General features: G+C 35.7%; 12 protein-coding genes and 3 pseudogenes. 6 read left to right on the top strand and 9 right to left on the bottom strand.

Annotated elements, in window-relative coordinates:
• Positions 1-86: 86 nt before the first annotated feature.
• Positions 87-1,489: pseudogene (gene tnpC, locus AC3WVZ_RS01230) on the top strand (IS66 family transposase).
• A 116-nt stretch (positions 1,490-1,605) separates the two neighbouring features.
• A pseudogene (locus tag AC3WVZ_RS01225) lies at positions 1,606-1,830 on the top strand (Ger(x)C family spore germination C-terminal domain-containing protein); the annotation flags it as partial.
• A gap of 125 nt (positions 1,831-1,955) precedes the next feature.
• Here the strand turns inward: AC3WVZ_RS01225 and AC3WVZ_RS01220 are convergent.
• From AC3WVZ_RS01220 to treR, 4 genes and pseudogenes are all read right to left on the bottom strand, one after another.
• Positions 1,956-3,325 (bottom strand): annotated as a pseudogene (locus AC3WVZ_RS01220) (IS1182-like element ISBth7 family transposase); the annotation flags it as partial.
• Between the two features lie 131 nt (positions 3,326-3,456).
• Positions 3,457-5,118 (bottom strand): alpha,alpha-phosphotrehalase, encoded by a 1,662-nt coding sequence (treC, locus tag AC3WVZ_RS01215; RefSeq protein ID WP_047792195.1) that lies wholly within the window; start codon positions 5,116-5,118, stop codon positions 3,457-3,459.
• Between the two features lie 13 nt (positions 5,119-5,131).
• Positions 5,132-6,559, bottom strand: a complete 1,428-nt coding sequence (gene treP / locus AC3WVZ_RS01210; protein WP_139847079.1) for a PTS system trehalose-specific EIIBC component — start codon at positions 6,557-6,559, stop codon at positions 5,132-5,134.
• A gap of 139 nt (positions 6,560-6,698) precedes the next feature.
• Complete coding sequence (gene treR, locus AC3WVZ_RS01205; protein ID WP_000987242.1) at positions 6,699-7,409, bottom strand: trehalose operon repressor; 711 nt, start codon at positions 7,407-7,409, stop codon at positions 6,699-6,701.
• A 452-nt stretch (positions 7,410-7,861) separates the two neighbouring features.
• On the opposite strand from treR, the gene AC3WVZ_RS01200 reads away from it, so the two are divergent.
• The gene (locus tag AC3WVZ_RS01200) at positions 7,862-9,259 is read left to right on the top strand and encodes an amino acid permease (RefSeq protein ID WP_000448441.1); all 1,398 of its coding nucleotides are present in this window, start codon (positions 7,862-7,864) and stop codon (positions 9,257-9,259) included.
• Between the two features lie 31 nt (positions 9,260-9,290).
• Here the strand turns inward: AC3WVZ_RS01200 and AC3WVZ_RS01195 are convergent, their stop codons facing one another.
• Both AC3WVZ_RS01195 and AC3WVZ_RS01190 read right to left on the bottom strand, forming a co-directional pair.
• Entirely contained in the window at positions 9,291-10,994 is a 1,704-nt protein-coding gene (locus AC3WVZ_RS01195; RefSeq protein ID WP_000893345.1) for a putative bifunctional diguanylate cyclase/phosphodiesterase, read from the bottom strand.
• Between the two features lie 480 nt (positions 10,995-11,474).
• The gene (locus AC3WVZ_RS01190) at positions 11,475-11,828 is read right to left on the bottom strand and encodes a hypothetical protein (RefSeq protein WP_001106379.1); all 354 of its coding nucleotides are present in this window, start codon (positions 11,826-11,828) and stop codon (positions 11,475-11,477) included.
• A 214-nt stretch (positions 11,829-12,042) separates the two neighbouring features.
• On the opposite strand from AC3WVZ_RS01190, the gene AC3WVZ_RS01185 reads away from it, so the two are divergent.
• The 3 genes from AC3WVZ_RS01185 to AC3WVZ_RS01175 all read left to right on the top strand — a co-directional run bounded on the left by AC3WVZ_RS01185 (position 12,043) and on the right by AC3WVZ_RS01175 (position 16,480).
• Positions 12,043-13,572, top strand: coding sequence for a cardiolipin synthase (locus tag AC3WVZ_RS01185; protein ID WP_233935899.1), 1,530 nt, complete (start codon positions 12,043-12,045; stop codon positions 13,570-13,572).
• Between the two features lie 127 nt (positions 13,573-13,699).
• Positions 13,700-14,593 carry an ATP-binding protein gene (locus AC3WVZ_RS01180; RefSeq protein ID WP_000892971.1) on the top strand — a complete coding sequence of 298 codons (894 nt, stop codon included), beginning with the start codon at positions 13,700-13,702 and terminating at the stop codon, positions 14,591-14,593.
• Between the two features lie 3 nt (positions 14,594-14,596).
• Positions 14,597-16,480, top strand: a complete 1,884-nt coding sequence (locus AC3WVZ_RS01175) for a vWA domain-containing protein (RefSeq protein WP_167316813.1) — start codon at positions 14,597-14,599, stop codon at positions 16,478-16,480.
• A gap of 37 nt (positions 16,481-16,517) precedes the next feature.
• Here the strand turns inward: AC3WVZ_RS01175 and AC3WVZ_RS01170 are convergent, their stop codons facing one another.
• The 3 genes from AC3WVZ_RS01170 to AC3WVZ_RS01160 are packed head-to-tail and all read right to left on the bottom strand — an operon-like array spanning position 16,518 to position 19,200.
• Positions 16,518-16,940: an NUDIX hydrolase gene (locus AC3WVZ_RS01170; RefSeq protein ID WP_001189941.1), complete on the bottom strand. Its 423-nt coding sequence runs from the start codon at positions 16,938-16,940 to the stop codon at positions 16,518-16,520.
• A gap of 59 nt (positions 16,941-16,999) precedes the next feature.
• Complete coding sequence (locus AC3WVZ_RS01165; protein WP_000723125.1) at positions 17,000-17,965, bottom strand: L-threonine 3-dehydrogenase; 966 nt, start codon at positions 17,963-17,965, stop codon at positions 17,000-17,002.
• A 44-nt stretch (positions 17,966-18,009) separates the two neighbouring features.
• Positions 18,010-19,200: a glycine C-acetyltransferase gene (locus AC3WVZ_RS01160; RefSeq protein WP_000095905.1), complete on the bottom strand. Its 1,191-nt coding sequence runs from the start codon at positions 19,198-19,200 to the stop codon at positions 18,010-18,012.
• Between the last annotated feature and the right edge of the window lie 166 nt (positions 19,201-19,366).

Here is a 19,366-nt window from a genome sequence, read left to right as displayed (position 1 = left end):
CTTTCGGTGTCTTTTTTAAATTTTACTAGTTTCATATGCCTCCCATTTGTAAATACTGAGTATATCAAACAGGGGAGGTGAATCTTATGGTCGATCGAAAAATTATTTTAGATACATATAAAAAAGGACCTGAAGCTGTTATTTCTTTATTTGAAGAAACATTTTCTAAGTTAGAAAAACGTATACAAGAACTAGAAAATGCTTCAAAAAAAACTCCAAAAATAGTCATAAGCCACCTTCTACAGATGGTTTGGGTAAGCCCGTTACAAAAAGTTTGCGCAAACCGTCTCATCGTCAAACGGGTGGCCAGTTGGGCCACAAGGGACATACTCTTGGTTTGACAGCGACTCCAGATCATACGATTACACATTCTCCTACATATTGTACTTGTTGTCATACTTCCTTGAACCACGAGCCTGTAAAAGGGTATCGCATTCGCCAAGTGTATGACTTACCACCTATTCAGATCGAAGTGACAGAACATAAAGTAGAACAGAAAGAATGCCCACATTGCCATTCTATCCAAGAAGCCCAATTTCCTTCGACAGTATCTCGTCCTGTTCAATATGGTCCAAATATAAAAAGACTGATTCCCTATTTAACGCATTATCAATGCATTTCTTTGAAGCGAACAAAAGAATTCTTTCAGGATTGTTTTGGACATTCTATAAGCGAAGGAACCCTGGTAAATCATACACAGGCTTTCGCTTCTCAATTGCAGCCATTCATAAAAGAAGTAAAGGAAAAGATTCTGCAGTCTCCTGTTGTCCATTTTGATGAAACTGGTATGCGTGTAGAAAACAAAACACAATGGTTACATACTGCCAGTACACCGGAGGTGACATTGCAACATATTCATCAAAAACGTGGAAAAGAAGCAATGGATGCTGGAGAAATCTTGCCATCTTTTTCTGGAATTGCGATGCATGATGGTTGGAAATCGTATGATGCGTATACAGATTGTCGTCACGTTTTATGTAATGCCCATCTCTTACGAGATTTACAAGGAATTATAGATAGTACTGGAGAACAATGGGCACAACAGATGCAGAAATTTCTAACGCAAGCGTTGACGATGAAAAAGCAATCCGAAGGTACCATGCCAAAAGCGACGCAAAAGAATCTGTTTATTATGTATCAATCCATATTGAAAGAACAACAGATTCTTTCCACGAAACAAAAGAAGAAAGGAAAGCAGACGCCTTCTCAAAATTTATGGAATCGCTTCGTCAAGTATTCTGACAGAATTCTAGCGTTTTTAGAACATCCAGCCATTCCATTTGATAACAATCAAGCAGAACGGGATATTCGGATGACGAAAGTAAAACAGAAAGTGTCTGGGACTTTCCGAAGTAAGAAAGGCGCAGAATCTTTTTGTCAGATACGAAGCTTTATGAGTACCATGAAAAAACAAAAACAATCGGTCTTACAAGCGATAAACCAAGTCATAGAAACTAGAACGGTTCCTTGGAATAACACGACTTCATAAGAGAATTTCTCTATTTGGCATAGATTCTTTCTCTGATTGGAGTATTTTCTTTTCATGTTTTCGAATCGGAAACATGTATTTGGCCTGTTTTTTTATTTGAAGAAGCTGAGTAGTTACGAAAAAAACTAAATAAAGAATTGTCTACACAACTTACGAAAGAAGCTAAAAAGATAACGAAAAAGTTACAAAAAGCAAACTGTGATGCTTTCGGTATCGGCAGACACCTTATCGCCTATCACCCTGACTTATGGAAGAAGAAAAATTGGAATAAAGATTATGCAAAAGTAAAATTCAAACCTGAGGTAGAGGTAAACATTTTGTACAGTGGTGTCCTAAAATAAAAGGTTGTATGCCCATGCGGCATACAACCTTTTCAGAGTGTTGGGAAACCCTTTAGGGTTCCCAACACTCTGGAATCTTTTTTGATTTTAGCGAATAAAAACAACATAAAATAATAGAATTTTAAAAAATAGCCCTCCACCTGACCCTTTTTGGTCAGGTGGAGGGCTATTTTTTTCATGTTTTGACAAGCTGCGGTGAGATAAGCTTGCATTTGGACAGACTTCAGCCCTCGAAACCGGGCATAGCGGTAGCCATGTAGTTCTTTGGCGTCTGCAAAGCTTCGCTCTATAGTGGAACAGCGTACTTTATACAACCTTTTCCCTGTAGCTGTTAGCTTGTTTTTTCTAGCAATATCCTTATATTTCTCCCACACATGATGAGTGATAACTTTTTGTTTTTGTTTCTTTGAAAAGCACACCTCACGTAACGGACAAACAGCGCAGTCTTCTGGATTCGATTTGTATTGACGGTATCCTTCACGATCAGTTGTTACATATTCTAGAATACATCCCATCGGACAAGCGAAAACATTCATTTCTTCTACATATTTAAATTGGCTTTTCGGTACTTCTTTATTCCGTTTTCCAAATCGGCGATACCCCATCACCATAAATATATTCCGTTCTGATAGTTTCTTACAGATATATCCTGTAAAATAGCCAGCATCAAGGGCAACAGCTTCTACTTTGAAGTCGAATTTATCAATCTGAGCTTGGAGGCGTGCTAAATACGGCTCGGAATCTGCCATATTTCCAGCCGTTACATAGGTATCTGTAATAATATTGTACTTCGCATCAGTCGTACGATGATCCAAGAAATGAAAACCATTTGGTTTTCCATCTCTCATTAAAAATCCACTATCTGGATCCGTTGTACTTATACGAGTTTTTTTGGTAGGGGTATCACTTTCCTTTCTAGGTTTTAATTCTTTTTTCCATGTACCTCACGATCTTCGATTACCGCAGCTTCTAGCTCGTCTATATAAAACTTTGCTTTTTCTTTTTTATATTTATGTACAAATTTATTTTTATTGGCATTGGCCTTAATATGTGTAGAATCTGTCATCAGTGCACGTCCTCCTACCATCCGGTGCTCCGTCGCTTGTCTCACAATCTCATCAAAAATTTCTTCGAAAATATTTGTATGAATAAAACGAGTACGACGATTCCAACTGATTGTAGAGTGATCCGGAATAGTATCCGATAGAGAAAACCCTAAAAACCAACGGTAGGCAATATTCGTTTTAATTTCCTTTTCCAATTGACGCTCAGAACGAATACCGTAAAAATATCCAATAAACATCATCTTAAATAAAACAATAGGATGAATGGACGGGCGTCCATTGTTTTCACAGTAATAAGGGCGTAACTTCTCTTCAATAAAATCAAAACTAATTGTCGCTTCAATTGCACGAAGGAAATGATCTTGTGGAACCAACTCTTCTACAGAAACAGATACACGCTCATCACGATGATTTTTTAAAGCACCCATCATAAAAAATCTCTCCTTTTCCTCTTTTTTATCAGTGTTGACACATAAAAAGAGGTTCAGACACAAAAACAGGCTGTGGAGAAGACTTTCTCCACAGCCTGAAAAGGTTGTATGCCCATGCGGCATACAACCTTTTATTTCGTATATCGATACACAATTGATTCATATGGTCTTAAGCTAAGTTTTGTAATATCCTTGCTAGCATCTTTATAATTCGACAGTAGTACTTCTTGTTTCATTCCATCTAATTGAACGTGCGCTGGTACAGAGTACGTTATTTCTTCTCCATAGAAGTTATTTATAACAAGTAGTACTTCACTTTCTGTAGTACGAGTATATGCCCAAATTTTAGGATCATTTTTATCCAAAATAGCATATTCTCCTTCTGTAATTACATCATATGTTTTTCTAAGTTCTATTAACTTTTTATAATGATAAAATACGGACTCTTTATCTTCTAATGCCTTCTCTACGTTTATTTCTTTAAAGTTTTCAGCCGCTGAAATCCAAGGTGTACTTGTTGTAAAACCACTGTTCATCTCTTCATTCCACTGCATCGGAGTGCGAGAGTTGTCACGAGATTTTTGCTTTAAAATCCCGATAATCTCTTCTTTTGATAGCCCTTCTTTTAGCTTTATATCGTATATATTTAACGATTCCACATCACGATATTGCTCGATGGACTCAAATTTAGGATTCGTCATACCGATTTCTTCCCCTTGATAAATATAAGGCGTTCCTTGCAGCATGTGCATGGCTGTCGCTAACATTTTTGCAGATTCGTTTCGGTACTTTCCATCATCACCAAAGCGTGACACGATGCGAGGCTGGTCATGATTACACCAAAATAACGCATTCCATCCTCCGCCCTTTTGCATTTCAATTTGCCAGCTAGACATAATCTCTTTTAATTTAATAAAATCAAAATCAGCCTTCGTCCACTTATCACCATTCGGATAATCTACTTTTAAATGATGGAAACTAAACGTCATACTTAATTCATTACGCTCAGGGTTTGAATATTTAATACAATTATCAATTGTCGTAGATGACATTTCTCCAACTGTAATTACATCTTTTCCTGCAAAAACATTTCGGTTCATCTCTTGTAAATATTCATGAACACGCGGACCATCTGTATAATACTTGCGTCCATCACTTGTCGCAGTACTACCTTCATCGTTTAAGAAACATTGGTCTTTTGAAATTAAGTTAATGACATCTAATCGGAATCCTGTTACTCCTTTATCCAGCCAAAAACGCATCATATCATATACTTCTTCACGAAGTTTTTCATTTTCCCAATTTAAATCAGCTTGTGTTTCATCAAATAAATGTAAATAATATTGCTCCGTCTTCTCATCATATTTCCAAGCAGATCCACCAAACTTAGACTGCCAATTATTTTTTTCATCACGCCAAATATAGTAATTACGATATGGACTATTTTTATCTTCCTTCGCTTCTTTAAACCACTTATGTTCAGTCGAACTATGATTTACAACAATATCAAGCATAATCTCAATGTTACGTACTTTCGCTTCTGCTAAAAGTTCTTCAAACTCTTCCATCGTTCCGTAAGATGGATCAATGCTGTAGTAATCACTTACATCATATCCATTATCATTTTGTGGTGATTGGTATATCGGTGTTAACCATATATAATCCACTCCGAGTTCTTTTAAATAATCTAGTTTCTCTGTAACACCTTTTATATCCCCGGTTTCTCTATTGTAATAACTATTAAAGCTCTTCGGATAAATTTGATAGACTACACTTTTATGCCAATCCTTCATGTTTAACTTCCTCCTACTTCTGTTTGACTCTTTTTGCAAATAACCATGTTAAAGTAAACGGGATTACAACTGCAATAATCATTCCTACAATAAACATTGGAATCGATTTCGGAATGATAGAAATAAATGCTGGCAATCCGCCAATTCCGATAGCAGGCGCTAATACACCATTTAATGTAATGAATATCGCTGCCACAGCAGATCCTATAATCGCTGCATAGAACGGGAACTTATTTCGTAAATTCACCCCAAACATCGCTGGTTCTGTAATACCGAAGTATGCTGAAATGGCTGATGTTGATGCCATACTTTTATCATTTTGATTTTTAGAAATCCAGAACATCGCAAGTGCCGCACTACCTTGCGCAATGTTAGAAAGAGCGATCATCGGCCAAATAAATGTCCCGCCATGTTGTGCAATCAATTGTAAATCAATTGCAATAAACATATGATGCATACCTGTAATTACAAGCGGTGCATATAACGCTCCAAATAATACTGCTCCAACTACTGGTACTGTTTCATATACACCTACTAATCCTACTGTTAATAAATCTCCAATATGACGTGTAACCGGACCGATAATTCCTAGTGCTAACACACCTGTCACAACGATTGTTGTAATTGGTACAACTAATAATTGAATTGCATTTGGTACATGTTTCTTTAAGAAAATTTCCACTTTACTTAATACAAATGCTGCTACTAAAACAGGTAAAATTTGTCCTTGATATCCTACCTTCTCAATTTGGAATAGTCCTAAAATATTGAAGTACTCAATCTTTTGACCCTCTAAACCAGTCGCTGCTTTTCCATAGTCCCAAGCGTTTAATAAGGCCGGGTGCACAAGCATTAATCCCATAACAATCCCTAGTATTGGACTACCACCAAAACGCTTCGTTGCTGACCAACCGACAAGTGCTGGTAAGAATACGAATGCTGTATTGGCCATCATATTAATTAAATCCCAAAGCCCGCCTAAGTTCGGATAAACATCTAATAAATTTTTCCCATCAAAAAATAAGTCCTTTGCGCCTAATAGATTGTTAATACCCATTAGTAAACCAGCTGTTACGATCGCTGGTAATATCGGCATAAATACATCCGAAAATATTTTTACAAACTTTTGAGCTGGATTTAACTTCTGATTTCCAGAGTCTTTTACGTCCGCTACAGTCGATTCTTTCATATCTGCAAGCGTTATCAATTCAGCGTAAACACGATCTACATCCCCTGGACCAATTACAACTTGAAATATACCAGCGTTATGAAACGCTCCTTTCACTAATGAAACAGACTGTAATTTATCATTATCTATTTTACTTTCATCTTTTAAAGCGATACGGAGCCTCGTCACACAATGTGCAGCTTGTTCAATATTGTCTTTCCCACCAATATACTGCAACACTTCCTCTGCTGTTTTACGATAGTCTTTCCCCATATTCCCGTCCCTCTTTTCTTTTTGTGATACCGTTTACAATTACATATTAACTCGTATATATAAGTTAGTCAACACTCGTATATACGAGTTTGTGTTTTTTTATAAAAAAAGAGATGAAACAATATTTTGTTCCACCTCTTTACTTCCTGCGTGCCACATCCGAAAAGTGAAAAATATCTAAACGGTGGCGTGATTCTGTATATTCAAACTGACTTCCATCATACAAATGTGTAAAGTTTTTCACAACGACAACATAGTCTGTTCCATTTAAATCTAAATACTTTCTGTCATCCTCTGTACATGGCTGTACTTCTATTACCCTCTGCGAATAACTAATATGTAGCCCAAGCTCTTTCTCGATGTATTTATAAATCGATGCAGTTGCAATTTCTTTCGTTAATCCTGGAATAAACTCAGATACAAAATGATTTATATCTAAAATTACTTTTTCTCCATCAATATTTCGTACACGTTTAATATGGTCAATCTCTGTTTTTTCTTTTACATTTAATAATTTCGCAATTTCTTTTGTGGCTTTTTCTTTGTCCATTTCCACAACTTCCGTAATACAATGACGTCCTAAACGTTCATTTTCTTCTTGGAAACTTACAATACCGCCAAAATTAAATTCAATATTTTTTCGCTTTAAAACAAAAACACCTTTTCCATGAATTTTTTGCACATATCCACGCTCTTGCAGTAAATCTACAGCTTTTCTTACCGTGCCTCGGCTTGCCTCATACTGCTTCATTAATTCTGTTTCTGATGGGATTTTGCATCCCTCTTTTAATTGTTTATTATCAATAGATTTACTGATTTCTGTATAAATTTGTTCATACTTACTCATCATCTACAATAGCCCCTTGTCACCTTCTAATTCTATATGTATTATAACATGCTTCACTCTTCTGCCAATCTCTCACTTATTTTCCAGTACAAGAAAAATATAGGTAAATATTTAATCTTTAAAACGTATTTTTATAAAAATTTTTATATTTTTCTTTTCATTCAAAAAAACATGTAGTATACTAACTTCAAAATCAGAGGAGAAAGGGAGCAAAGAACTATGCTTACTTATACAACAACTGTAGTTACATTTGCACAAAAACATCATCATCATACGTAACCCTTGAAACCTAGCGGAAAAATTACGCGTAGGTACAAGGGTTATTCCCGTTGTACCTACGCTTTGGCGAAAGAGCCATGTAGGTATTTTTTTATCTACATGGCTCTTTTTTTATTGTCAAAAAGCTAGTAAAAAATGATGTTTAAGCAAAACTTACTACAAAGGAGTTAACAAAAATGGAAACGAAAAAATGGGGATTATGGGTTTTAACAGCATTTGTTATCGGGAATATGGTTGGCGGTGGCGTATTTATGCTTCCAGCAAATTTAGCACAAGTATCAGGGCCAATGGGTTCTACACTCGCATGGAGTATTACAGGCCTTGGCGTATTTATGATTGCACTTGTATTTGGAAATTTAGCGATTCGGAAACCAGAATTAAAAGCTGGACCACAAAGCTATGCTCAAGCGATGTTTCCTTCAAAAAAAGCTGGTAAAGTTGCAGGATATAGTATGGCATGGGGATATTGGGCTGCTAACTGGGCTGCAACAGCATCTGTTATTATTTCCTTTGCTGGATATTTATCAACATTCTTTCCAGTTTTACAAAGTAAGCAAATTCTTTTTTCAATAAATGGATTTTCACTGGAACTCGGAAAAGGATTAACTTTCCTCGTATGTAGCCTTATGCTTTGGGGAATTCAATATATTCTTTCTCAAAATATTGATCGAGCTGGAAACATGAATCTACTTGCTACCATTGCAAAAATTATTGGATTTACAATGTTTATTGTAATTACATTATTCATTTTCAACGCCTCTAATTTCGGAGACGGTCAAACCTTTATGAATGAAGCAGGACAATCAATCTCATTAGGTGGACAAATCAATTCAGCTGCTATTGCAACACTCTGGGCATTTATCGGTATTGAATCAGCAGTTATGCTTTCTAATCGTGCAAAATCACAGCGCGATGTAAAAAAAGCTACGATTTTCGGATTAATTATCGCTCTTCTTATTTACATGTCAATTACTTTACTTACAATGGGAGCTCTTCCGCAAGATGCTTTAAAAGAGTCTCAAAAACCATTAGTAGACGCATTAAATTTAGCAATTGGAAATAAAGGTGCATATATAATGGCTTTACTCGCTCTTATATCTTTATTTGGATCTACAGTTGGCTGGATTGTTGTTAGTTCAGAGGTACCTTACCAGGCAGCAAAAAATGGACTTTTCCCTAAGTTTTTCGGGAAAACAAATAAAAAAGGTAGTCCTGCAAAATCATTATTGATTACAAATGTAATGACGCAAATTTTCTTATTTTCAACGATTTCTGGTACTGTTTCAGAAGCGTATAGTTTCGCTATCGTCGTAGCAACATTAGCCTATTTAATTCCATACCTTGTTTCTACCTTGTACCAATTAAAATTAGTTATTACAGGAGAAACGTATGATATACTGCCAGGATCTCGAGTAAAAGATGGAATCATTACTACATTGGCGTTGGTATACTCCATTTGGGTTATCAAAACGGGAACTGCTGATTTAAAAACGTTCTTCTTAGGAATTGGATTGTTCGTATTAGGTCTTATTCTTTATCCAGTACTAATGAAAGACTCACAAAAAACGGATTAAATAAAGAGAAGCTGCTGGCTTCTCTTTTTTATTAAAAATCTGTAATTAACTTTTCTTTTAGCTCTCCTACAGATAAAGGTTTCGCATAATAAAATCCCTGTACATAATCACAGCTCATTGATTGTAACAAACTCTCTTGCTCTACTGTTTCTACTCCTTCAGCAACTACTGCTAAATTTAAACTATGAGCAATTTCAATAACGGATTTTACAATCGTTCGTTCTGGTTGTGCGTGATCATAATGAAATTCACGAATAAAATTACGATCAATTTTTACAATATCCAGTGGTAGTTGTTTTAAATAATATAAGGAAGAATAGCCAGTTCCGAAATCATCCAAAGCAATTAAAACACCCATATTTCTTAATTCTTGTAATGTAGCAATAATATAATCAAAATGGCGAACTGCAATACTTTCCGTTATTTCTAATATTAAACGGTTCGGAGGAAAACCAGTTCTCTTTAAAATGCTACGTACTGATAAAATAAAACGTTTCTGCATTAATTGTTGTATAGATAAATTCACAGATAACTTTAGTCCTTCTTGATAATTCGGCAATGTTTTAAACAAGCGACATGATTTTTCTAATACCCAGTCTCCTAGTTTTATAATAAGTCCAGACTCTTCAGCTACAGGGATAAATTCGCTTGGTGAAATAGGTCCGTCTTCTGTCATACAACGTACTAGAGCTTCTATACCAGAATATCTCTTCGTTTTCAAATCAATAATAGGCTGCAATGCTACATCTAACTCTTCATCACGAATTGCCTTTTGCAAAGCAAACTCAACTTTCATTCTACGATTTATTTTCGCGCGTAGCTCATCTGTAAAGAAACACGCAGCGTTTCTCCCCTGTTCTTTTGCACTATACATAGCTAAGTCAGAGTTTTTCAATAACGTTTCCACATCTTGTCCGTCTTGTGGATAAGAACAAAGTCCTAGACTAGCTGAAATGTATACTTCATGGCCTTCCAGCATAAATGGTGCCTGAAAACATGACAACACAGATGTCGCTAACTGACTCATATCATCTTGTCTATGATTTTTTGTTAACAGCACAAATTCGTCGCCACCTAGCCTAGCCAGAACATCTTTCTCTCCTAGTACATAATGCAACCTTGAAGCAACTTCACTTAAAAGTAAATCCCCTATCATATGACCTAATGTATCATTTACTAATTTAAAACGGTCCAAATCAAAGTAAATCATACCAAATTCTTTTTTATCTGCAATCAATTCGTTAACGGTCGTTATTAATTGTAAACGGTTAGGCAAACTCGTTAAAGCATCATGATAGGCAAGTTCCCTATAACGACTTTCACTTAGCCGCAATCTATGTTCCGCTTCTTTTCTACTACTAATATCATTTCGAATTGCGATAAACTGGTATGGCTCTCCTTTTTCATTTAAAAATGGAACAATTGTTGTTTTGACCCAATAATATGTACCATCTTTTGCTCGATTCCGAATCTCACCTGTCCATACTTTCCCATTCAAAATACGCTTCCATAAGTCTTGAAAAAAGGTTTTTGGATGATGTCCTGAATTTAAAATACGGTGATCTTTTCCAATTAATTCTTCTCTTTTGTATTTAGAGATTTCACAAAATTTATCATTTACATATGTAATAAGACCTTTTCGATCTGTAATTGCAACAATTGAAGACTCATCTAATGCTAACTTTAAATCTCGCAATGAAGAGTCATATAATGCATGACCTCTCTGTTCTAGCATGCGCATCTCTCCTTGCTTCTATCTGACTAAAACACAACCTGTTTCTCTTCATAGAAATAGAGATATTTCATTTTCTAATACTAGCCCATTACATAAATTATCTTTTTGAATAGACCGATTAAAATAACATAATATTATTTGTAATAAAAAGCAATATTATACCGTTCTAATTATAAATAGTAGCTTCTCATCTCCCTAATTATTTCGTACCTTATTATACTGCAATCCCTTTAAGTGGCTCTATGCAAGCCTTGTTTCCAACTAATACCACTCACATCTGATCTCTTTGTTTTTAATAACGAAATAGAAATTAGAACATACTACATAACTATTCACGAATAATAATATAAAACTCTACATCAATGTATATGTTTTTGAATTACAATAACAAAATATTAACATATTTTCACCTTAATTTTGGAAGTATTTTATAAATAAATACCGTATTAAACTAAAAAAGAGGATAGCCTCTTTTTTAGTTTAATACGAATATGGTATTTGCTGATAACCTGGGTATGGCATTGGATACGTTACAGGGTATGGCGACGGATAAGCTACTGGATATGGAGCCGGATAATACCCTCCACTTGTTGCACCTGTTAATGCACCAGCTGTTAGTCCGCCTAACACTCCTCCTGCAAAGCTTCCAGGGAAAAATCCGCCTCCCCATGAACTACCACCACCCCAGCCCCATCCGCCTCCGTGATGATGATGGTGATCATAGTGATTGTGTCCTCCATGGTGATGATGTCCACCGTTATGATTGTGCCCACCATGATTGTGTCCTCCATGATGATTTCGATAATACAATCCATTATTTTCTATATAATTCATGTTTCTCCGCTCCTTTTCGATTTTTTCATTTTCATATGCGTTAAGAGTGGGATAAAAAATGGGATAGTACACTGTATGTAGGACAAATGCGGAAAGTATAGGTGAAATGTCTATATTTTGTAAAAAAAGCAAAACACCTTATAATAAAGATGTCATATTACATCTTCTATTTAAGAAGTCTATATTGAAAAAAGATTAGGGGAATTATATAGAAATGAAGAAGCCTATCGTTCAATTACTATTAATATTTACAATTGTATCTATCGTTCTGTTCCTATCAAATACATCGTATATCTCGTTATATACATTTGTCGGTGCTCTATGGTCCATCACAATCGTAGGAATTTCATTCGTTATTTTTATAGAAAATAGATCTCCACAAAGTACATTAGCATGGTTTTTAGTATTAGCACTTCTTCCTATTATAGGTGTGCTATTATACGCTATTTTCGGGCGCAGCCGCTGGAGAAGAAAAAAACATCTCCATCGTTCAGAAGAACAAAGAAAATTATTCCGTGAAATATTAGAAGGAAGAAGACTAGAGTTATTACTCACAGTCCCACTAAATGAACGTTCCATACATTTAACAGAAGTCATACAAAAATTTGGAGGCGGTCCTGCTGCAGATAAAACAACTACAAAACTTTTAACAAACGGAGATCAAACATTTTCAGAAATTTTGCGAGCTATAGAGCAAGCAAAACATCATATACATATTCAATACTACATTTATAAATCTGATGAAATTGGTACAAAAGTTCGAGATGCTTTAATACAAAAAGCAAAAGATGGTGTTATTGTACGCTTCCTTTATGATGGCCTTGGAAGTAATACGTTAAGACGACGATTTTTGCAACCTATGAAAGAAGCTGGGATTGAAATTGTAGAATTTGACCCTATTTTTTCAGCTTGGTTACTTGAAACTGTCAATTATCGTAACCATCGAAAAATTGTTATTGTAGATGGCGAAATTGGTTTTACCGGAGGACTCAATGTCGGTGATGAATATCTTGGCCGTTCCAAGAAATTTCCTGTTTGGCGTGATAGTCATTTAAAAATAGAAGGAAAAGCATTATATAAATTACAAGCAATCTTTCTAGAAGACTGGCTCTATGCCTCTAGTGGTTTAAATACTTATTCCTGGGATCAATTCATGAATAGACAATACTTCCCAGGTAAAGAGATTTCAAATGCAGAAGGTGCTGTTCAAATCGTAGCAAGCGGACCAAGCTCCGATGATAAAAGTATTCGTAATACATTATTAGCTGTTATGGGCTCTGCAAAAAAATCCATTTGGATCGCTACACCCTACTTTATTCCAGATCAAGAAACTTTAACATTATTACGCTTAAGTGCAATTGCCGGAATAGATGTACGGATTTTATATCCAGGTAAAAGTGATAGCATCATTAGTGATCAAGCATCTCAATCCTATTTCACTCCGCTTTTAAAAGCTGGTGCTTCTATTTACAGTTATAAAGATGGTTTTATGCATGCAAAAATTGTACTCGTTGATGATACAATTGCAACTATTGGAACAGCGAACATGGATGTACGTAGCTTTGAATTGAATTACGAAATTATTAGTGTACTTTATGAATCAAAAACAGTTCACGATATTAAACGTGATTTTGAAGAAGATTTTAAACATTCAACTGAAATTAAATGGAACTCTTTCCAAAAAAGAAGTATAAAAAAACGCATATTGGAGTCTTTCATGAGGCTCATTTCTCCTTTACTGTAGGCAATCAACTTCATCTTGATTGCTTTTTCTTTTCCCTTTATCCTCCTTCCTTTTCTTTGCATACCATATTAAAACAAGTTATCATAAGATGTATTACTTTATGAAAATAATGTTAGGTGGGAAATACATGTTAGAACAATTTCATATACATGCTGATTTAAAACAACAGCTTTCTACGATTCATGAAAAGAATAAGCAAGAAGCTGGTGAAAACGCACATTTAATCGGAACGAAAATATATAAAGCGTCTGATAATAGCATTATTGAAGATGCGATTACAGCACTTCTTCTTGGCAAGAACATTCTATTAAAAGGACCGACTGGTAGTGGTAAAACAGTACTAGCGGAAACTCTTTCTTCTTTATTCCAAAAACCAATGCATAGCATTAACTGCTCTGTCGACTTAGATGTAGAGGGTATTTTAGGATACAACACACTACAAACGAAAGATGGTGCATCTGAAGTTTCATTCGTTAACGGTCCTCTTATGAAAGCAATGAAGAACGGTCACTTCCTATATATTGACGAAATCAATATGGCAAAACCTGAAACGTTACCACTTCTTCACGGCGCATTAGATTACCGTAAAATGATTACAAACCCATTTACACAAGAGGTTGTATACGGTGATGACGAATACCGTGTAATTGCTGCGATTAACGAAGGTTACGTTGGAACAAGTGAACTAAACGAAGCGTTAAAAAACCGTTTTGTTATTATTGAAGTTCCTTACATTCAAGGTGATACATTAAAAGAATTATTATTAGCAGAATCAAAATTAAAAGATGTTGCAACAATTGAAAAGTTCGTTGCCTTTGCAAGCGACCTTATGCCTTTAGCTCGCGATGGACGTGTAAGTGAAGAAGCGGCAAGTATTCGTGGCATTATCGACGCATGTGATTTAGGTGTATATATTCCTGTTATGCGAGCGATTGAACGAAGCATAATTGCAAAACTTAATGATGAAACAGAACAAATGACTGTCCGTGAATTAGCAGAAAGTTATTTCTTTGAGGGATAATTTATGAGACAAATTTTTAGTGACAAAAAAATTGATGCGTCGCTGTTTCTACAAATGGAAAACTTAATGTATGCCCTTCTAAAAGAAGACGATGCCTATCTTGAATATGGCTATAAAGCATACTACGACGAAATTGAAAAGAAAGTTGTCATTAGTCACTTTTGGGATGATCGAAAAGAAGAAGATACAGTAATCGGATTAAAAAGCGAAGTGTTCTTAAAAGCACTTGGTAATAAACATTACTCGGACATGACTTTAATTCGTTCTTATGCGATTGAATTGCAAGAATCGCCCCTAAAAAAGTTTTTAACACAATTATTTGTTCTATTAGAAGATTTACGCGTTGAGGAAATTGTAAAGAACTTACGTCCTGGCACGAAGCATGTTTTTAAAAGAAGAAAAGAAATGTATCGCAATTACTTTAGCTCACAAAATGAAATCAATCGCGTTCGTAACTATCACGGTGATCGTCTATTTTGCCTATGCTATCTTTCATTAACGAGCGATAAATATGAAATGTTTAATAATGAATATTTCGAACAAATTGAAGCTATTTTGCATGAAACATTCCAAGCTCGTAATACGGAAGATATTATGTATATCGTTGAGAAAATTCGCTACCGCTTAGAGGAGCTTCTTGAAAGTGATATGCTTAACAACTATTTCGGACATGCACCGCTTTATTTATCTGTTCTTGCAGACGAAAAGAACTGTCGCGTCGAAAATTTAGCAAATGATGATACGCAGCTTATAGATGACGATGAAAATAAAAACAAAATGGATGAAAGTTTCTCCACATGGCATCGTGAAAATAAAAATAACGAAAACGAGAACTTTTTACGCTTTGAATTAGAAAGCGGAACAAAAACAAACATGATGGGCGATACTGCTCGTGAATCAGAAGATGGCGACCAAGCACTTGGTTCTGTACAAGGTACTTCTCAAAAAAGTACACAATCCAACTTTGATGGCGCTGATACAGAAGAAGCAAGGGCTTCACACGCTTCTAGTCAAAATGATGGTGCATATGGTAAATATAACACTGGCGCTTCTCATACATTTAAAGAAGCACGTAAACCAAATCCTGATGAGAAAAAGGATTACCAAGCTATCAAATCAGTCGTTAATAAAGATGTAAAAGAATTAAAGAAAATTATCGAAAAAACGATTGAAAATAAAACGAATGCAAATAGTGATAAATATTACGGAAGACTTCGTAAGAAATTCCTTCGTATTTATACTGAAAAGCAGCCTCGCATGTTTTATAAAAAAGGGCAAGAATCACAAGAGCTCGACGTTGCATTCCAACTGTTAGTTGACTGTTCTGGTTCTATGTATAACAAAATGGAAGAAACGAAGAAGAGTGTTGTACTATTCCATGAAGCTTTAAAATCTTTAAAAATCCCGCACGCTATTAGCGGATTTTGGGAAGATGCCTCTAGCGCTAAACCTGAAGATAAGCCGAACGTTATCCATGAAGTTGTAAATTATAAAAACTCAACGTTACCAAACGTTGGTCCAGAAATTATGCAACTTCGTGAAGAAGAAGATAACCGCGACGGATATATTATTCGTATCGTTTCTGAAAAGCTTGCCAAAAGACCTGAGAAACATAAATTCTTACTAGTCTTCACAGACGGTGAGCCTTCTGCGCTAGACTATCAACAAGACGGAATTTTAGATACGCATGAAGCTGTTAAACTCGCGCGTAAAAGTGGTATGGAAGTAATCGGTATCTTCATCGAAGAAGGCGAAGCGAAAGAAGCAACTTATCAATTGATGAAAAACATTTATAACCATCACTTCTTAGTTGCAAATCACGCTGAAGATTTACGACTGAAGATTAAACCATTACTGAAAAAATTATTACTGAAGACGATTGAATAGAAAATAGGAGCCTTGTGGCTCCTGTTTTTTCGTTCAATTACTTTGTTTCTGGTTGAAACTTGTATGGAATGGCTACTTCTAACAAATATTCAAATCCTCCGTCATAGTATGGGAAGCGCTCATTCGCAATTGTTCGATCCACCCACTCTACTGCAGAAATTTCACCTTCATCTTCCGCAATAAGTTCACCTTTTTCTACATTCGCTCGGAATGTAAAAAATAGCGCATGATTCCCTGATTCTTCAAAGAATTTTTCATTGATCGCAACAAGTCCACCTAACGTAGCAGTTAAACCTGTCTCTTCTTTCACTTCTCTTATTAGTGCTTCCTCTAATATTTCACCTTTTTCCACAGCCCCACCTGGCAATGACCAAACGTTTTGTTCTACATTATGTACCATTAATATTTTATCTGTTTCTTCGTCATGTATTAGTGCATATACGACATCAACTCTTTGCATAAGACTTCTCTCCTTCCAAAAATGAGGAAGAGCCGATTCCTAAGAATCGATTCTTCCTATTAATTCATCACTAACTCAGCTGTGAGCTTTTTTTTTAACTTAGCCAGCATGTCAGTTGTCATTTTGTCTAAATCGTATTCTGCTTTAAAGCCCCACTCTTTCATTGCTGCTGTTGCATCAATAGAGTTTGGCCAGCTATCAGCGATTGTTTGACGAGCTGGATCTACTGCATAATCCATTGTAAACGTCGGAATGTGTTTACGAATTGACGCTGCAATTTGCTCTGGCTCGAAGCTCATTGCTGTAATGTTAAATGCATTTCTATGCACTAGCTTACTTGGATCAGCTTCCATTAATGAAATGATCGCTTGTAAAGCATCAGGCATATACATCATGTCCATATATGTTCCTTCAGCAATGTATGAGGTGTATGCACCTTTTTTAATCGCCTCATAATAAATTTCAACTGCATAATCAGTCGTTCCGCCTCCTGGAGGCGCTACGTAAGAAATTAAACCTGGGAAACGGACACCGCGCGTATCTACGCCAAATTTTTGATGATAATAATCACACAGTAATTCTCCTGCCACTTTGTTTACCCCATACATCGTAGTAGGACGCTGAATTGTATCTTGCGGTGTATTATCTTTTGGCGTTGATGGACCAAATGCACCGATAGAACTTGGCGTGAAGAACTTACAGTTTAATTCACGAGCTGCTTCTAGAGCATTTACAAGTCCACCCATATTTAAATTCCATGCAAATAACGGATTTTTTTCTGCTGTTGCTGAAAGTAAAGCTGCTAAATGAATAATTGTATCTACTTCATTACGCTTTGCGATATCATGTAGTTTTTGTCCATCTGTTACATCTAACGTTTCAAATGGACCAGACGTTACTACTTCACTATCTGTTTCACGAATATCTGTTGCAATAACATTTGATGCGCCGTATACATCACGAAGTTTCATTACTAGTTCAGAACCAATTTGCCCTAAAGAACCGGTTACTAGAATTTTTTTCATTTTCCCCACTCCTCATTTGCAAGCTATTCAAAAGATGTCGTTACTTAAATGATGCCCATTTCTTTTCCTACTTTTTCATACTTAAGAATTGCTTCATCTAACATTTCTTTCGTATGAGCTGCTGTAGGCATATTACGAACGCGCCCTGTTCCTTTTGCTACAGTTGGGAACACGATAGATTTTGCGTATACACCTTCTTCATTTAGACGTTTACTAAATTCTTGTGTTAATACTTCGTCCCCAATAATACAAGGTGTAATTGGCGTTTCACTTTCCCCAATGTTAAAGCCAAGTTCTTTTAATCCTTGTTTCAAGTAGCGGCCATTTTCCCATAAGCGATCGTGTAACTCTGTGCTTTCCATTAAGATTTCAATTGATCTCATGCAAGCTGCTGCATCAGCTGGTGTTAATGCTGTAGAGAATAAGAATGGACGTGAACGAACTTTTAACCAGTCAATTAAGTTTTGTTTCCCTGCTACATATCCACCAATTACCCCAATTGCTTTTGATAATGTACCAATTTGGAAATCAACTTTATCAGAAAGACCGAAGTGCTTTACAGTTCCTGCACCTTTTCCAAGTACACCTGAACCGTGTGCATCATCTACGTATGTCATTAAATCTAACTCTTCTGCAATCTCAACAATTTCTGGTAGTTTTGCAACATCTCCATCCATCGAAAAGACACCGTCTGTAATTACCATTAATTTATTGTAAAGACCTGATTCTTTCGCCGCGATTGCTTTTTGGCGTAAATCTTCCATATCAGAATGTTTATAAACAATAATTTTTGCTTTTGATAGACGACTACCGTCAATAATAGATGCATGATTTAATTCGTCTGAAAGAATCGCATCATTTTTATCCATAACAGCTGAAATCGCTGCCATATTACAGTTAAATCCTGATTGATAAGCAATTGCTGCTTCTGTATGTTTAAACTTTGCAATTGTTTCTTCTAACTTAATATGCAAATCTAAAGTACCGTTAATTGTACGAACAGCCCCTGCCCCAACACCGTACTTATGAATAGCACCAATTGCTGCTTCTTGCAAACGGCTATCTGTTGCTAATCCCAGATAGTTGTTTGAAGATAAGTTAATATATTCTTTTCCGCCAATTGTAATGATCGGTCCATTTGAACTCTCAAGCGGATCAATTACGTTATAAAGCCCCTTTGATTTTAAATCCTCTAAATTTTCTTCTAAAAATTTCGCAAGTGTTTTACTAGACATCGTGAAGCCTCCCATCGTTCATGTAAGCGGATTATTGTCTTAATAGTTCTAATAATCCCTCTACTAGCTTAACACGTTTTCAGAATTTATTATAGAAAAATAGTTTAAAGTAACCGCTTACAATTTTAGATTATATATGATTCATTACAATAAATCTATCATTTAC

Source organism: Bacillus sp. CPT56D-587-MTF (genome assembly GCF_058792335.1).
Note: the sequence above shows the minus strand (reverse complement) of the source record. Positions and strands in the feature narration are given on the sequence as shown.

Excerpts from the sequence above, each read along its gene's own strand:
- treR (WP_000987242.1), bottom strand. The coding sequence starts at position 7,409 with ATGATGAGTAAGTATGAACAAATTTATACAGAAATCAGTAAATCTATT.
- treP (WP_139847079.1), bottom strand. The coding sequence starts at position 6,559 with ATGGGGAAAGACTATCGTAAAACAGCAGAGGAAGTGTTGCAGTATATT.
- AC3WVZ_RS01200 (WP_000448441.1), top strand. The coding sequence starts at position 7,862 with ATGGAAACGAAAAAATGGGGATTATGGGTTTTAACAGCATTTGTTATC.
- AC3WVZ_RS01160 (WP_000095905.1), bottom strand. The coding sequence starts at position 19,200 with ATGTCTAGTAAAACACTTGCGAAATTTTTAGAAGAAAATTTAGAGGAT.
- AC3WVZ_RS01170 (WP_001189941.1), bottom strand. The coding sequence starts at position 16,940 with ATGCAAAGAGTTGATGTCGTATATGCACTAATACATGACGAAGAAACA.
- AC3WVZ_RS01175 (WP_167316813.1), top strand. The coding sequence starts at position 14,597 with ATGAGACAAATTTTTAGTGACAAAAAAATTGATGCGTCGCTGTTTCTA.
- AC3WVZ_RS01190 (WP_001106379.1), bottom strand. The coding sequence starts at position 11,828 with ATGAATTATATAGAAAATAATGGATTGTATTATCGAAATCATCATGGA.
- treC (WP_047792195.1), bottom strand. The coding sequence starts at position 5,118 with ATGAAGGATTGGCATAAAAGTGTAGTCTATCAAATTTATCCGAAGAGC.
- AC3WVZ_RS01165 (WP_000723125.1), bottom strand. The coding sequence starts at position 17,965 with ATGAAAAAAATTCTAGTAACCGGTTCTTTAGGGCAAATTGGTTCTGAA.
- AC3WVZ_RS01180 (WP_000892971.1), top strand. The coding sequence starts at position 13,700 with ATGTTAGAACAATTTCATATACATGCTGATTTAAAACAACAGCTTTCT.
- AC3WVZ_RS01185 (WP_233935899.1), top strand. The coding sequence starts at position 12,043 with ATGAAGAAGCCTATCGTTCAATTACTATTAATATTTACAATTGTATCT.
- AC3WVZ_RS01195 (WP_000893345.1), bottom strand. The coding sequence starts at position 10,994 with ATGCTAGAACAGAGAGGTCATGCATTATATGACTCTTCATTGCGAGAT.